Source organism: Mesorhizobium sp. P2_E9, assembly GCF_056403815.1.
In genome coordinates this window covers 258,613-272,309 of record NZ_JBFUET010000002.1, presented here as the reverse complement: position 1 = coordinate 272,309, position 13,697 = coordinate 258,613, and the positions used below count along the sequence as shown (strand labels likewise).

Here is a 13,697-nt window from a genome sequence, read left to right as displayed (position 1 = left end):
TGTCTCTTTGCCTTTCCCTAGAATGGCATATGAGATATGATACACCATCCACGGGAAAGCGGAATATCATGCCTGAGCGAATTGCCGATGAAGCCATTTTGCGCGCGGTCGATGACGGCTTCGCGCGGCAAGTCGCATTCCTGGCGGATCTCGTGCGCTTTCCTTCCCAGCGTGGCGACGAGCACACCGCGCAATCCTTCATGGCGGCTGCCTATCAGGCCGATGGCTATGCGGTCGATATGTGGCGTGTTGACGTCGACGCGATCCGCGATCTTCCGGGGTTTTCGCCGGTTGCGGTTTCCTATGACGACGCCTTCAACGTCGTTGCCACCCACACGCCGCGAAACGCCACCGGCCGCTCGCTGATCCTCAACGGCCATATCGATGTCGTGCCGACGGGACCGCTCGACCGCTGGGTGCGTGACCCCTACGATCCGGCCATCGAGGATGGCTGGATGCATGGCCGTGGCGCCGGCGACATGAAGGCCGGCCTGTCGGCCTGTCTCTACGCGTTGGCCGCCTTGCACAGCCTCGGCTATCAGCCGGCCGCGAGTGTCTTCCTACAGTCGGTGGTCGAGGAGGAATGCACCGGCAATGGCGCGCTCGCTTGCCTGCAGCGCGGCTACCGCGCCGACGCCGCCTTCATTCCCGAACCACTGGAACCAAGGCTGATGCGGGCGCAGGTCGGACCGATCTGGTTCAGGGTCGAGGTCGATGGCGATCCGCAGCACGCCTCCGGCGCTTTCTCGGCTGGCGCCAACGCCATCGAAAAGGCCTTCGTCATCATCCAGGCGCTGAAGCAGCTCGAAATCGTCTGGAATGCGCGCAAGGTCGATGATCCGCATTTCTGCAATCATCCGCATCCGATCCGCTTCAACCTCGGCAAGATCGAAGGCGGCGAATGGACATCGAGCGTTCCGGCGCGCTGCGTTTTCGAGATGCGCGTCGCCACCTATCCCGGCCAGAAGCTGGAGGATGCGAGAGCCGAACTCGAAGCCTGCATCGCCGATGCGGCGCGTGCCGATCCGTTCCTGGCCAATCGCCCGCCCACAATGACCTATAACGGCTTCATGGCCGAGGGCTATGTGCTACAGGATGCCGACGAGATGGAAGCCGTGCTGCGGCGCAGCCACACCGCCGTGTGGGGCGAGCCGCTGACGGAGCACGTCACCTCGGCGACGACGGATGCGCGCTTCTTCGGCCTCTATGCCGACACGCCGGCGATCGTCTACGGCCCGATCTGCCGCATGCCGCATGGCTATGACGAGGCCGTCGATCTGGATTCTGTGCGCAAGGTCACCCAGACCATTGCGCTGTTCATCGCCGACTGGTGCGGTCTCGAGCCCATCGATCCCGAGGCGAGCTCATGAACGCAGTCGTGCCCGACGGTTTCGGCGAAACGCTCGCCGAGGACGCGCCTGACGTTTCGATCGCCGACGCGCTGGCCATCTTGCGCCGGCACTACGGGCTCACCGGCAGCGCGTGTCCGCTACCGGGCGAACGCGACCACAATTTCCACATCCAGACCGAAGGCGAGGGCGAGTTCGTCCTCAAGGTCTCCCATCCGGCGGAAGAAGCCGGCTTCACCGATTTCCAGAACAAGGCGCTCGACCACATCCTGGCGGTGGACCCGACCTTGCCGGTTCCCTCGGTGCGTAAAAGCCTTGCGGGCGAAGCGCAGTTCGCGGTCAGCATCAGTGGATCGGCGCCGCGCATCATCCGGCTGGTGACCTATCTGCCCGGCCAGCTGCTGTCGCGCTCGCCCACATCAGAGGCGCAGGATCGCAATCTAGGCATTTTCCTCGCCCGGCTCGGGCGGGCACTGCGCGGCTTTTTCCATCCGGCCGCCGGCAGCGACCTGCTCTGGGACATCCGCAAGGTCGCCAAGACGCGGCCAATGCTGACGCACATAGCCGATGCCGGCCACCGAGCCATGGTCGAGCGTGTGATGGACGCGTTCGAGGAGCATGCGGCGCCGGTCGTACCGACGCTGCGTGCGCAGATCGTCCACAACGACATGAATTCCTACAATGTGGTGATGGACGCGTCGCGGCCGGAGGTCGTGACCGGCATTCTCGATTTCGGCGACATGATCCATTCGCCCCTGATCTGCGACGTCGCCATTGGCGCCGTCTACCGCTGGCCGGCGGAAGGTCATCCGCTGGCGCCGGCCGCGCGCTTCGTCGCCGGCTACCAGTCGGTGCAACCGCTTGAGGCCGAAGAGATTGGCATCCTTTTCGATCTGATCCGCGCCCGCCTTGCGCTAATCGCCAACATCGCCAGCTGGCAGGCGGAGCGGTTCCCGGCCAAGCGCGACTATGTTCTGCGCCTCATCACCGAGGTCTGGGCCTCGCTCGAAAGGCTGGACGGGCTGTCGTCCACTGACGCCCGCCGCTATTTCCTCGACCATTCCAATCCGGAGTAGATGCTCGTGTCCCAGTCCTCACCATATCCTGCAAATGCCGACTCGACGGCATCCCAGCAAGCTCTGCTCGAGCGCCGCGCCAGGCTGCTTGGGCCGACCTATCGCGCCTTCTACCGCAACCCGATCCATCTGGTGCGCGGCAGCGGGGTCTGGCTCTACGACGCGCAGGGGCGCAAATTCCTCGACGCCTACAACAATGTCGCCTCGGTCGGCCACTGCCATCCGCGTGTCGTCGAGGCATTGTCGGGGCAGGCCGCCACGCTCAACACGCACACGCGCTATCTCAGCGAGATCATCCTCGACTACGCGGAAAAGCTGCTCGGCACGGTTCCGGCCCATCTCGGCCACGCGATGTTCACCTGCACCGGCAGCGAGGCCAATGATCTCGCCATCCGCATCGCCCAGCATTCGAGCGGTGGCACCGGTGTCATCATTACCGACTTCGCCTATCACGGCGCCACGATCGCCACGGCGCAGCTGTCTCCGGCCGCGGTTGGGGCAAAGGGCGTGCCCGCGCATCATCGGACAGTGGCAGCGCCGGATACATTCCGCGACCATGGCCGCGGGGCGCGCGATTTCGCCGGAAATGTCGCCGCCGCCATCGACGACATGCGCGCGCAAAACATCCGTCCGGCGGCGCTGCTGCTCGACTCGGCCTTTTCCAGCGACGGCATTTTCTTCCCCGACGCGGCTGTGATGCGTGAGGCGGCCGATCATGTCAGAAAGGCCGGCGGCATCGTCATTGCCGATGAGGTCCAATCCGGTTTCGGCCGGCTTGGCCAAGGCATGTGGGGTTTTGCCAATTATGGCATCGAGCCGGACATCGTCACCATGGGCAAGCCGATCGGCGACGGCCATCCGATGGGCGCGGTGCTGGTGCGGCCGCAGCTTGTCGCGTCCTTCGGTTCGAACACCGGCTACTTCAACACTTTCGGCGGCAACCCGGTCGCGGCCGCCGTCGGCATCGCTGTGCTTGAGGTGCTCGAAGGCGAGGGGCTGATCGAGAACGCGCGCAATGTCGGCGCCTATACGGCCGACCTGCTGCGTGCGCTGCAGGGTCGGCACGGCATGGTCGGTGACGTCAGGCACAACGGCCTCTATTTCGGCGTGGAACTGACGGCCGATGGCGACCAGGCCTTGGCCGCCAGCAAGACATCAGCTGTCGTCGAAGCCATGCGCGAGGATGGCGTGCTGATCTCGTCCTGCGGTCCGCGCGGCAATGTCCTGAAGATCAGGCCGCCGCTGCCCTTTGCCAGGGACAATGCAGAGCAACTGGCCGAGACGCTCGATCGCGCGCTGTCGAATTGGTGATCGGAGCGGGCCGCGCATGCTGAAGCTCGAACACCAAACCCTCAACGATCGCGCCTATGGCGCGCTCAAGCAGGAATTGATTTCAGGCGGCTTCAGCCCGGGCCAAACGCTTGTCATCCGCAAGCTCGCCGAGACGTTCGGCATCTCGACGACGCCGATCCGTGAGGCGCTGCAAAGGCTGGTCGCCGAGCGGCTGCTCGAAATGCAGAACAACCGCTCGATCATCGTGCCCTTGCTGTCGGCCCCTGCCTTCGAGGAACTGACCCACATCCGCATCGCCGTCGAAGGGTTGGCGGGCGAGATGGCGGCATCGCGGATGAGCGAAACCGGGCTGGTCGACATACAGGCGACGCTGGCCGGCATGCAGCGCGCCATCGAGGCCGGCGACGCCAAGGCCTATCTCTCGCTGAACGAGGCGTTTCACTTCGCCATCTACCAGCATGCCGGCGCGCCGATCCTGTTGAACATGATCCGCGATCTCTGGGGCCGGGTTGGGCCCTATCTCAAACTGCTGATGCAGGCCGATCGCTACATTCCGCAGTCGAACGACGCGCATCGCAGGATTGTTGCCGCATTGGAGCAGCGCAATGGCCCTGCTGTCCGGGTCTCCGTTGAACAGGACATCGCCGTGGCGGCCGCGGTTCTCTCCGAAAATCTTCGCGCCACCGACTGATTGGTCGCACGCCAGACGCGATCGCCTTATCCGGTCTCGTCCAGCCGGTCGCGCAGCATGCTCCAGCCAAGCAGAATATTGGGGGCGTGCCGCAGCAGCGCGTGGAACGGGATCGGCGCCGGCGGCGCGAAAGGCAGCGGCAAATCACGCGCCTCGGTTCCCGCGGCCCAGTCGGCCAGTACCTTGCCCATTGCCGTCGTCATGGCGATGCCGCGGCCGTTGCAGGCGCGGCCGGCGATGAGTCCCGGTCCGAGGTCCAGGAGATGCGGCAGGAAATCCGGTTCGACCGCGGCCATCCCTGACCAGCCATAGGCAAGCGGCGGCAGGTCAGGCAAATCGAGATGCCTGGCGAGCCGTCGCCAGATCGTTTGCGGCACGCGCGTGTCGGCGCCGGCCCTCAGAATATGCATGCCGCCGCTGATCAGCCGGTTGTCGGCATCGAAGCGGAAGGTGAAGAGATTGCGTCTGGTGTCGCCGGCGCCTTGCCCGCCAGGGAGCAAACGCGCGCGGATTTCGCGCGGCAAAGGCTCGGTCGCGATCTGAAAAACCTTGAGCGGAAAATAGGTCCGTTGCAGCAGCGGATTGAGCGACCTGCCGTAGGCGTTGGTGGCGATCAGCACCTTGCCGGCAAGGACCGAGCCTGATGGTGTTTTCAGCCTCCAGCCACCGGTCATGCGATCGACCGAGGTGACCGGCGTGCGCTCGAATATCTCCGCACCAGCCTTCTCCGCCGCGTCAGCCAGCCCGTTCGCGTAGGCGACTGGATTGAGCACACCACCCGAACGATCCATCCAGCCGCCGACGTAACCGCGCGCGCCTGTCAGCGCCTCGACGTCTTGCCGATCCAGCGTGACGGCCGGCCGGCCGCGCCGTGCCCATTGCCCGGCTCGCGATTTGACCTTCTCGAAGGCGGCAGGCGAGTGCGCCGGCTGGATCCATCCGTTCTGCACCGTGTCGCAGTCGATGCCGTGCCGTTTGATCAGACCGAAGACCAGATCGGCGCTGCCGGCGGCGAAATCGATCAGCCGTTCGCCGCGCTCGGGGCCGAGATGCGCAAGGATGTTGTCCGGGTCCATCTTGGCGAAGTTCGGCACGACGAAGCCGGCATTCCTGCCGGTCGCTCCCCAGGCGATGATTTCCGCTTCGAGAACGCTGACGGACAGCCCTTTCCCGGCGGCGTGCAGCGCGGTCGACAGGCCGGAAAAACCGCCGCCGACAATGGCGAGGTCGACATTGATCTCGTCGTCCAGCGCAGGCCGGTCGCGACGGTTGCGGCTGACGGCGTGCCAGAGTGAAGCGCCATGCGCTTGCTGCCCAATCGCAGCGGTCATGAGCCGGAGCTGCTCTTGGCCGTAGTCACCTTCGGTCGCTTGCCCAGACGTGGCCGCCGCAGCCTGTCGCCGAACAATCCGTTCGGCCGGATCAAGAGGATGACGCAGAGCATGACGCCGATGGCGACGATCTGCAGCGAGGCCGCGCGTGCCTGCTGCTCGGGCACAAACAGCACGCTGGTCAGCGTGCCTGACCCCGCCCATATTCCCCAGACCAGGATGCTGCCGATGACGGCGCCGAGATTGCTGCCCGATCCGCCAACGATCAGCATCACCCAGACCTGAAAGGTCAGGATCGGCAGGTAATTGTCCGGCGCGATGAACCCGGTGAAATGCGCCTGCAGTGCGCCGGCCAGCGCCATGATGGCACCGCCGACGGCAAAAGCCTGGACACGGTAGAAGCGCGCGCTCTTGCCCAGCGAAATCGCCGCCCGCTCATCCTCGCGCAGCGCCTTCAGCACACGGCCCCATGGGCTGCGCGACAGGTGCTCCAAGGCGAGGTAGACAATCAAGGTCACCGCCGCGACGACGGCGAGGTTCGACAGGTTGAACAACAGTGGTGTCTCGGCAAGGCTGCCGAAGGGGCGTGGGATGGAGCCGATGCCGAACGGGCCGCCGGTCAGCTTCTGCGCGTTGAGCGCGACGAGCTGCACGACCACGGCGACGCCGAAGGTGGTGATCGCCAGATAGTCGGACCTGAGCCGCAGCGTTGCCATGCCGGTGAGGGCCGCGGCAATGCCGCCGACGACCATGGCACCGAGCCAGCCGACAAGGATCGGCAGGCCGAAGCCGCCGAGCCGCGCCGCATCGTCAGGCGTGGTCAGCAGCGCCGAGGTGTAGGCGCCAATGGCGACGAAGCCGGCGAGGCCGACATTGAACAGGCCGGTCAGGCCCCACTGCAGATTGAGCCCCAGCGTGACCAGCGAAAAGATCAGCGCGGTGGTCAGGAAGAAGGCGCCGTAGCCGAGCAGGTCCATCAGCGTTCCCTCACTCCAAACAGGCCGATCGGCCGCACGAACAGCACCGCCATCAGGATGATGAACGAAACGGCGGCGCGCCATTCGGCGCCGATCAACTGCACCGCGCCGGCTTCGGCCAGTCCGATGATCAGGCCGCCGAGTACGGCGCCGGGGATGCTGCCGATGCCGCCGAGAATGGCGGCGGCAAACATCGGCAGCAGCATGTCGAAGCCCATGAACGGGCGGATCTGCACCAGAACGCCGATCATCACGCCGGCCACACAGGCCAGAGCCCCGCCGATGACCCAGGTGACGCGCACCACGCTGGCGACGTCGATGCCGACGATGCGGGCCAGTGCCGCATTCTGGCTCAGCGCCTGCATGGAGCGGCCGGTCTGCGTGCGCGTCATCAACAGATGCACGCCGAGCACCAGCACGGCGGTCAGCAGCAGAAGCGCGATCTGGTCCGGCGTGATGCGGATGCCGAAGCCGACCGGCATGGCGATCTGGATCGCCCGGCTGAAATAGGTCGGCCGCGAGGTGAAGGTGAATTCGAGCAGGCTGCGCAGCGCCATCGAGGCACCAAAGCTCGCCATTACCACGATGATGGCTTGCCCCTGCGAGCGCAGCCGCGAAAACAGCACTCTGTCGAGCAGCAGCGCCAGCAAAGCGGTGAAGGCCATGCCGACGACCAGCGCAACCAGGAGCGGCCAGCCGAAGGACAGCGGCGCGATCGGTGCCGCCTTGCCGAAGGTGGCGCCGATGGCGCTGACCACGGCCAGCGTCGCATAGGTGCCCCAGGCCATGAAGTCGCCATGGGCGAAGTTGGAGAAGCGCAGGATCGAATAGGTCAGCGTCACGCCGATGGCGCCGAGGCCGATCATCGAACCGGTCAGCAATCCGTCGACGACAAATTGCAGGCTCATGCCGCGCCTCCCTTGCTGGCGTGAGAAGGGCGTTGGCCGAGATAGAGTTCGGCGACGACCGGATCGTTCCACAGTTCGGAGGCAATGCCTTCGTGCCGGTCCTTGCCCTCGACCAGCACATAGGCACGGTCGCCGATGGCCAGTGCCGCCTTGGCATTCTGCTCGACCAAAAGAATGGTGACGCCGGATTTGCGGATGCCGGCCAGCATCTCGAACACCATCGAGACGAATTTCGGCGACAGGCCGGCCGACGGCTCGTCGAGCACCAGCACTTTGGGGTGGACGATCAGGGCGCGGGCGACGGCGAGCATCTGTCGTTGCCCACCCGACAGATTGCCGGCGGCGGTGCGGCGCTGGCGGACTAGGTCGGGAAAGGCCGCATACATTTCCTCGATGCGGCCGGGGATGTCGCGCCGTTCGAGAATGCCGCAGGCGACTTTGAGATTGTCCTCGACCGACATCAGCGGAAAGATGTTTTCCGTCTGCGGCACGAAGGCCAGCCCGAGCCGCACCATGGTGTGGGCGGGCGCGGCGGTGATGTCCTTGCCATCCAGGAATACCGTGCCGCCGGTGATCGGGACGAGGCCGGCGATCGCCTTGATGAAGCTCGACTTGCCGGCGCCGTTGGGGCCGAGCACGACGACGATTTCGCCCTTGCTGACCGTGATCGAGGCACCGCGCACAATCGGCACGCCAGGTTCGTAGCCGGCTTCGAGGTCGCGCACGTCGAGGACGGTCTCGCTCATGCGGTGCCCCCGAGATAGGCCTCGATGACGCGCGGGTCGCGGGCGACTTCTTCCGCCGTGCCTTCGCTGAGCAACTGGCCACTCGCCATGACCAGAACGCGGTGGCAGAGCCGCGTCACCATGTCGATGTTGTGCTCGATCAAGAGGAAGGTGATGCCGCGCGCATTGATGTCGCGGATGCGGTCGATGATGACTTCGAGCAGCGTCGCGTTGACGCCGGCAGCCGGCTCGTCAAGCAGGATGATCGCCGGGTCGGCCATCATGACACGGGCAAGTTCGAGCAGTTTGCGCTGGCCACCGGACAGCACGCGCGCCGGCTCATGCGCGAGATGGGTGAGGGTGACCAGTTCCAACAGGTCGAGCGCCTTCGCCCTGGCTGCTTTTTCCTGTGCCGCCACCCGCCACGGCGTGACGAAGTTGGCGAGCAGTTTTTCGCCGGCCTGGCCCTGGGCTGCCAGCATGATGTTCTCGATCAGCGTCAGATTGGGCAGCGGGCGCGGGATCTGGAAGGTGCGGCCGAGTCCCCGACCAATGCGCAGATGCGCGGCTTCGCCAGAGACGCGCGTGCCGTTGAGGAGAATATCGCCGCTGGTTGGCAGGATGCTGCCGGCGAGCAGGTCGAACATCGTCGTCTTGCCGGCGCCGTTCGGTCCGATCAGGCCGAGGATCTCTCCGGCCCTGACATCAAACGAGACGTCGTTGACAGCGACAAGGCCACCGAACCGCCTGACGACATGGCTTGCCGTCAGAACCGGTGCCCGGGTCTCCCGCCCTTGGCGCTCCGCTGCCTCGCTCATCAAACCCTCTGGCCGAAGACGATCGTTGTCGCCTCCTGATTTTTGATTTGTGATCACACTTGCTTTGATCACGCTATTCGGCTTTAATTTCATCCGCAAGCCGAAAACGGGCCAAGACCGGGAATGCCATGCAAAAGGCTGCCATCGAGCGAAACAACGAAACGATCGCAGCCCAGCTTACGCCGGTCGGCCGCGAGACCGTACAGGATCGTGTCTATTCCGAGTTGCGCCGGGCTTTGATCGGCGGCCTGTTCGAGCCGAACCAGGTGCTGACCATCCGTGGCCTTGCCGATGCGCTGGTCACCTCGACCATGCCCGTGCGCGAAGCGCTCGGCCGGCTGATCACGGAAAAGGCGCTGGAGGCGCTGCCCAACCGCTCGGTGCGTGTGCCGCCGATCACGCTGGAGCGCATCGACGACCTTCTGCGCGCCCGCTCACTCATCGAAGGCGAAGCGATTGCACTTGCCGCCACGCGCATGAGCCCGCGCCAGATCGCTTCGATCGAAGCCATGCTCGGCGAGTGGGACGAGATGCGGGCACTGAAGCACAAGAAGGATATCGACCGCGAAGCGACGCTCAACCAGAGCTTCCATTTCGAGATCTACCGCTGCTGCGGCTCGGCCGTGCTGATCCCGATGATCGAAAGCCTGTGGCTGCAATCGGGACCTTGCATCCGCGTCGCCATCTACGCCTTTTCCGAAGCCGGCGAGGTCGATACCGCGCACTATCACCGCAGCATCGTCGCGGCTCTCGCCAAACAGGATGCGCAGGCGGCGCGCGAAGCACTGGTCGCCGATATCAGCCGGCCCTTTGCTTTCCTGCGCGACAAGCTTCAATCCGCCGGGAAAGACCAGACATGACCTCGATCAGCATCACCGAGCCGCGCTCGAAGCTTTCCGTGACGGCGCTGCTGCTGCCCGAAAAGGCGCCGGAAAATGCTGCCTTTCTCCAGGCGTATCTTGCCGCACCACGCATCGTCCCGGGCATCCATGCGATGTGGACGGGACCTGAGATTTCCTGCCCGGTTCCGTCAGCCGATCTCGATGGCCAGTCCTATGCCCGGCCTCTACCGCCGGAGAACGCGACCTTGACGCCGCAGCCGGGCGATATCGTGCTGTCCTACGTGCCGCCGCGCATGTGGGGCGGCAATCCCAATGCGATCTTCGACATCGGCCTCTACTACGGGCAAGGGGCGCGGCTTTTGTTTCCGATCGGCTGGCTGGCCGGCAGCGTGGTGGCGCAGGTGCGCGCCGATCAGCGCGACCAGTTCGCCGCTGCCTGCGGCGTGATCCGCCGCAACGGCGCCTGCGACATCACCTTCAGCCTGGTGGAGGCCTGACATGGCGGACGACAGTTTCGAACTCTTCGATCTTCGCGTCGAGGCGGTCATCCCCAAGGGCAAGCCGATCTATTGCGGCGCCAAATCAGGCGACTATTTCGAGCTCAAGGGCGAGATGCTGTCGATGCCGGCAGGGCAGAGTTTTTCGATCTACTCGCTGGCCTCCGTATTGCCGTTTCTGGCGGCAAAGCAGCGCCCGACCGACCGCAATGACTGGATGACCTCGGACGCCGAGATCGCCTGTCCCGATCCCAATTGCGCCAGCCGGCTGCGGATCGTCAGGCTGGCCAAGCGACGGTTCAGCCATGCCGAAACCACGGCCGTGCCGCTGCCGAAGGAGAACGACCAGACATGACCGCCAAGACCTTCGAGCTCAGTCCCGGCTACACCATCTCGCGCGTCATCCGCGGCGGCTGGCAACTCGCCGGCGGGCACGGCGTCGTCGAGCGCCAACAGGCTGTGAGCGACCTGATCGCAGCGTTCGATGCCGGCATCTGGACCTATGATTGCGCTGACATCTACACCGGCGTCGAGGAACTGATCGGTGCCGCGCGCCTCAGGCTGGCCAGCGAGCGCGGCCTCGATGTCGCCGCCAGGATGAAGGTGCACACCAAGCTGGTGCCCGACCTCGAACGGCTCGCCAACATCAGCCGCGACTATATCAGGGGCATCGTCGACCAGTCGCTGCGCAGGCTGAAGACCGAGCGTCTCGATCTCGTGCAGTTTCATTGGTGGGACTATGACCAGCCCCGTTATGTCGAGGCGATGGGCTGGCTCAACGAGCTTCGGCTCGAGGGCAAGGTGCGCAATCTCGGCACGACCAATTTCGACACGCCGCGGCTCGCCGAAATCCTCGCCGCCGGCATTCCGCTGGTCAGCCAGCAGCTGCAATATTCGGTGCTCGACCAGCGTCCGGGCAACAGCCTCGCAGCACTCGCCGCGAAAAACGGCGTCAGCTTCCTCTGCTATGGCTCGGTCGCCGGCGGCTTCCTGAGCGACAAATGGCTTGGTGTGGCCGAACCCACCATGCCGCTCGAAAACCGCTCGCTCGTCAAATACAAGCTGATCATCGACGATTTCGGCGGCTGGGATCTGTTCCAGCAGCTGCTCAGGGCATTGAAGGCTGTCGGCGACCGCCACGGTGTCGACATCGCCACCATCGCCAGTGCTTGGGTTCTGGAACAACGCCAAGTCGCGGCCGTCATCGTCGGTGCCCGCAACCAGGCGCATGCGCTGGCCAATGCTGGGATCATGGACGTCGCGCTCGACGCCGACGACCGGGCGAAGATTGCGGCCGTGATTTCGCAAAGCCAGGGTCCACTGGGTGACGTCTACACGCTGGAGCGCGACCGCCATGGCCGCCACGGCTCGATCATGCATTACAACCTCAATGCGGGGAAGAAATGAGCGGCGACCCCTCCCTGTTTTCGCGTGCCAGCGCTGAGGTCATCGACCTGCATCGCTTCTTTGTCGACTGGTTCGTCGCCGCGCGTGCCGACACGGTGGATTTCGACCGCTTCGAGCGCGCCATGGGTGATGGCCTCAGCATGGTCGCGCCGGACGGCAAGGTGCTCGATCGCGCTGCCGTCGTCGACCACGTCCGCTCGAGTCGCGCCACTTGCGATGACGGCTTTGCCATCTCGATCGAGGACATCCGGCCCGGCTGGCAAAGCGCCGATACGATCATTGTCTTCTACGTCGAGGCGCAGCTACGAGCGGGCAAGCACAGCCGCCGCCAGTCGAGTGCCGTCTTCACCACCAGTTCATCGGCGCCCAACGGCGTCGAATGGCGACATCTGCATGAAACCTGGCTGCAGGTGCCGGAACGCTGAACAGGCTCCAGAGATCAAATTAGAGTCGAGTAACGAAAGGGGAACAACAATGACAAAGACGATACTCCAACTCACCACGGCACTTGCCCTCGTGACGATGGCCGGTGCGGCACAGGCCGCCGATTGCAAGATCACCGTCGGCCTCGTCATGGAACTGACCGGCCCGGCCGGCGAATACGGCCAGGCTGGTGCCAAGTCGGTCGAGATGGCTTTCCGCGACATCAACGCCGCTGGCGGCGTGCGTGGTTGCGATCTCGCCACCGATACGCGCGACAGCCAGAGTCAGGGCAACATCGCTGTCGATGCCGCGACCCAGCTGGTTCAGGTCAAGAAAGTGCCGGTGATCATCGGCGGCATCATCTCCTCGGTGTCGATCCCGATCCTGACCTCGGTCACCGCCCCGGCCAAGATCGTCCAGGTGTCGCCGGCGTCGTCCTCGCCGACGCTGACGGCGCTCGGCCGCGACGGCAAGACCAACGGCATCTTCTTCCGCACCATCACGTCCGATGCGCTGCAGGGCGTCGCCGCCGCCAAATACGCTATAGACAAGGGCTTCAAGAAGCTGTCGATCATCCACGTCAACAACGACTTCGGCGTCAACATGGTGGCCGAATTCTCGCGCGCCTACAAAGCGCTCGGCGGGACCATTGTCTCCGACACACCCTACAATGAAAAGCAGTCGAGCTATGCCTCCGAAGTCACGGCGGCGATGGCCGGCGAGCCGGACGGGCTCTATCTGGTCAGCACGCCGGTCGACGGTGCGACCGTTGCCCGCACCTGGATTTCGCAAGGCGGCGTGCAGAAATTCCTGCTCAATGACGGCATGAACAGCCCGGACTTCATCGAGTCGGTCGGCGCCGACTACTTGAAGGACGCCTATGGCACGTCGTCTGGTACCAGCCCGACGGCTTCCACCGACTACTTCATGAAGAATTACAAGGAATTCTCCGGCATCGAGCCATCGAACCCGGCGGCCGACCGTTCCTACGACGCCGGCGCCATCGTCGGCCTTGCCATCGCCATTGCCGGCTCCGAGGATCCGGCCAAGATCAAGGATGCCATGTACAAGGCCGTCGATCCGGCCGGCACGCCGATCTTCGCCGGCAAGGAAGAATTCGCTAAGGCGCTCGGCCTGATCAAGGACGGCAAGCCGATCCGCTACGAAGGTGTCATCGGCCCGGTTGCCTTCGACAAATATGGCGACATCACCGGTCCGTTCCGGCTGTGGAAGATCGTCGACGGCAAGGTGACGACCGACGGTGAAATGACCACCGACGACGTCAACGCGCTGCAGGCCAAGCTTCAGTAAGGCCGCGCAACTCTTCCGGCATCAATCGCGTCACATCGCGATTGATGCC

At 64.6% G+C, this 13,697-nt stretch carries 15 protein-coding genes; 10 read left to right on the top strand and 5 right to left on the bottom strand.

What is annotated here, in order from left to right; translation table 11 throughout:
• Positions 1-68 precede the first annotated feature (68 nt).
• From AC1D05_RS04510 to AC1D05_RS04495, 4 genes are read left to right on the top strand one after another with little or no spacing between them, the layout of a single operon-like run.
• On the top strand, positions 69-1,370 hold the full coding sequence (locus AC1D05_RS04510; protein ID WP_477438597.1) for an ArgE/DapE family deacylase: 1,302 nt from the start codon (positions 69-71) through the stop codon (positions 1,368-1,370).
• Positions 1,367-2,425: a phosphotransferase gene (locus tag AC1D05_RS04505; RefSeq protein ID WP_477438595.1), complete on the top strand. Its 1,059-nt coding sequence runs from the start codon at positions 1,367-1,369 to the stop codon at positions 2,423-2,425. The genes AC1D05_RS04510 and AC1D05_RS04505 overlap by 4 nt, the downstream gene beginning before the upstream one ends.
• The gene (locus AC1D05_RS04500) at positions 2,426-3,736 is read left to right on the top strand and encodes an aspartate aminotransferase family protein (protein WP_477438593.1); all 1,311 of its coding nucleotides are present in this window, start codon (positions 2,426-2,428) and stop codon (positions 3,734-3,736) included. It abuts the gene before it with no gap.
• 16 nt (positions 3,737-3,752) lie between these two features.
• Complete coding sequence (locus tag AC1D05_RS04495; RefSeq protein WP_477438591.1) at positions 3,753-4,409, top strand: GntR family transcriptional regulator; 657 nt, start codon at positions 3,753-3,755, stop codon at positions 4,407-4,409.
• Positions 4,410-4,435: 26 nt separating this feature from the next.
• On the opposite strand, the gene AC1D05_RS04490 is transcribed toward AC1D05_RS04495, so the two are convergent.
• Genes AC1D05_RS04490 through AC1D05_RS04470 form a run of 5 tightly spaced genes read right to left on the bottom strand, consistent with a single transcriptional unit; the run spans position 4,436 to position 9,168 of the window.
• Complete coding sequence (locus AC1D05_RS04490) at positions 4,436-5,740, bottom strand: NAD(P)/FAD-dependent oxidoreductase (RefSeq protein ID WP_477438589.1); 1,305 nt, start codon at positions 5,738-5,740, stop codon at positions 4,436-4,438.
• A complete protein-coding gene (locus AC1D05_RS04485; protein WP_477439105.1) occupies positions 5,737-6,720 on the bottom strand; it encodes a branched-chain amino acid ABC transporter permease in 984 nt (327 codons plus the stop codon). The genes AC1D05_RS04490 and AC1D05_RS04485 overlap by 4 nt, the downstream gene beginning before the upstream one ends.
• Positions 6,717-7,625, bottom strand: coding sequence for a branched-chain amino acid ABC transporter permease (locus tag AC1D05_RS04480; RefSeq protein ID WP_477438587.1), 909 nt, complete (start codon positions 7,623-7,625; stop codon positions 6,717-6,719). The genes AC1D05_RS04485 and AC1D05_RS04480 overlap by 4 nt, the downstream gene beginning before the upstream one ends.
• Complete coding sequence (locus AC1D05_RS04475; protein WP_477438585.1) at positions 7,622-8,371, bottom strand: branched-chain amino acid ABC transporter ATP-binding protein; 750 nt, start codon at positions 8,369-8,371, stop codon at positions 7,622-7,624. The genes AC1D05_RS04480 and AC1D05_RS04475 overlap by 4 nt, the downstream gene beginning before the upstream one ends.
• Positions 8,368-9,168, bottom strand: a complete 801-nt coding sequence (locus AC1D05_RS04470) for an ABC transporter ATP-binding protein (protein WP_477438583.1) — start codon at positions 9,166-9,168, stop codon at positions 8,368-8,370. Before AC1D05_RS04470 ends, AC1D05_RS04475 begins: the two co-directional genes overlap by 4 nt.
• A 128-nt stretch (positions 9,169-9,296) precedes the next feature.
• Here AC1D05_RS04470 and AC1D05_RS04465 point away from each other — a divergent pair, with 128 nt between their 5' ends.
• The 6 genes from AC1D05_RS04465 to AC1D05_RS04440 are packed head-to-tail and all read left to right on the top strand — an operon-like array spanning position 9,297 to position 13,648.
• Positions 9,297-10,028 (top strand): GntR family transcriptional regulator, encoded by a 732-nt coding sequence (locus AC1D05_RS04465; protein WP_477438581.1) that lies wholly within the window; start codon positions 9,297-9,299, stop codon positions 10,026-10,028.
• A complete protein-coding gene (locus AC1D05_RS04460) occupies positions 10,025-10,507 on the top strand; it encodes a DUF3830 family protein (protein ID WP_477438579.1) in 483 nt (160 codons plus the stop codon). The genes AC1D05_RS04465 and AC1D05_RS04460 overlap by 4 nt, the downstream gene beginning before the upstream one ends.
• 1 nt (position 10,508) lies before the next feature.
• The gene (locus tag AC1D05_RS04455) at positions 10,509-10,862 is read left to right on the top strand and encodes a TIGR04076 family protein (RefSeq protein WP_477438577.1); all 354 of its coding nucleotides are present in this window, start codon (positions 10,509-10,511) and stop codon (positions 10,860-10,862) included.
• The gene (locus tag AC1D05_RS04450; RefSeq protein WP_477438575.1) at positions 10,859-11,914 is read left to right on the top strand and encodes an aldo/keto reductase; all 1,056 of its coding nucleotides are present in this window, start codon (positions 10,859-10,861) and stop codon (positions 11,912-11,914) included. The genes AC1D05_RS04455 and AC1D05_RS04450 overlap by 4 nt, the downstream gene beginning before the upstream one ends.
• The gene (locus tag AC1D05_RS04445) at positions 11,911-12,339 is read left to right on the top strand and encodes a hypothetical protein (protein ID WP_477438574.1); all 429 of its coding nucleotides are present in this window, start codon (positions 11,911-11,913) and stop codon (positions 12,337-12,339) included. The genes AC1D05_RS04450 and AC1D05_RS04445 overlap by 4 nt, the downstream gene beginning before the upstream one ends.
• 49 nt (positions 12,340-12,388) lie before the next feature.
• Complete coding sequence (locus tag AC1D05_RS04440) at positions 12,389-13,648, top strand: ABC transporter substrate-binding protein (protein WP_477438572.1); 1,260 nt, start codon at positions 12,389-12,391, stop codon at positions 13,646-13,648.
• The last annotated feature ends 49 nt before the right edge of the window (positions 13,649-13,697 follow it).

What these genes read in the sequence shown, in the direction of transcription:
- AC1D05_RS04490 (WP_477438589.1), bottom strand. Translation starts at nt 5,740, where the DNA reads ATGACCGCTGCGATTGGGCAGCAAGCGCATGGCGCTTCACTCTGGCAC.
- AC1D05_RS04440 (WP_477438572.1), top strand. Translation starts at nt 12,389, where the DNA reads ATGACAAAGACGATACTCCAACTCACCACGGCACTTGCCCTCGTGACG.
- AC1D05_RS04510 (WP_477438597.1), top strand. Translation starts at nt 69, where the DNA reads ATGCCTGAGCGAATTGCCGATGAAGCCATTTTGCGCGCGGTCGATGAC.
- AC1D05_RS04460 (WP_477438579.1), top strand. Translation starts at nt 10,025, where the DNA reads ATGACCTCGATCAGCATCACCGAGCCGCGCTCGAAGCTTTCCGTGACG.
- AC1D05_RS04495 (WP_477438591.1), top strand. Translation starts at nt 3,753, where the DNA reads ATGCTGAAGCTCGAACACCAAACCCTCAACGATCGCGCCTATGGCGCG.
- AC1D05_RS04470 (WP_477438583.1), bottom strand. Translation starts at nt 9,168, where the DNA reads ATGAGCGAGGCAGCGGAGCGCCAAGGGCGGGAGACCCGGGCACCGGTT.
- AC1D05_RS04445 (WP_477438574.1), top strand. Translation starts at nt 11,911, where the DNA reads ATGAGCGGCGACCCCTCCCTGTTTTCGCGTGCCAGCGCTGAGGTCATC.
- AC1D05_RS04455 (WP_477438577.1), top strand. Translation starts at nt 10,509, where the DNA reads ATGGCGGACGACAGTTTCGAACTCTTCGATCTTCGCGTCGAGGCGGTC.
- AC1D05_RS04505 (WP_477438595.1), top strand. Translation starts at nt 1,367, where the DNA reads ATGAACGCAGTCGTGCCCGACGGTTTCGGCGAAACGCTCGCCGAGGAC.
- AC1D05_RS04480 (WP_477438587.1), bottom strand. Translation starts at nt 7,625, where the DNA reads ATGAGCCTGCAATTTGTCGTCGACGGATTGCTGACCGGTTCGATGATC.
- AC1D05_RS04465 (WP_477438581.1), top strand. Translation starts at nt 9,297, where the DNA reads ATGCAAAAGGCTGCCATCGAGCGAAACAACGAAACGATCGCAGCCCAG.
- AC1D05_RS04500 (WP_477438593.1), top strand. Translation starts at nt 2,426, where the DNA reads ATGCTCGTGTCCCAGTCCTCACCATATCCTGCAAATGCCGACTCGACG.
- AC1D05_RS04450 (WP_477438575.1), top strand. Translation starts at nt 10,859, where the DNA reads ATGACCGCCAAGACCTTCGAGCTCAGTCCCGGCTACACCATCTCGCGC.
- AC1D05_RS04475 (WP_477438585.1), bottom strand. Translation starts at nt 8,371, where the DNA reads ATGAGCGAGACCGTCCTCGACGTGCGCGACCTCGAAGCCGGCTACGAA.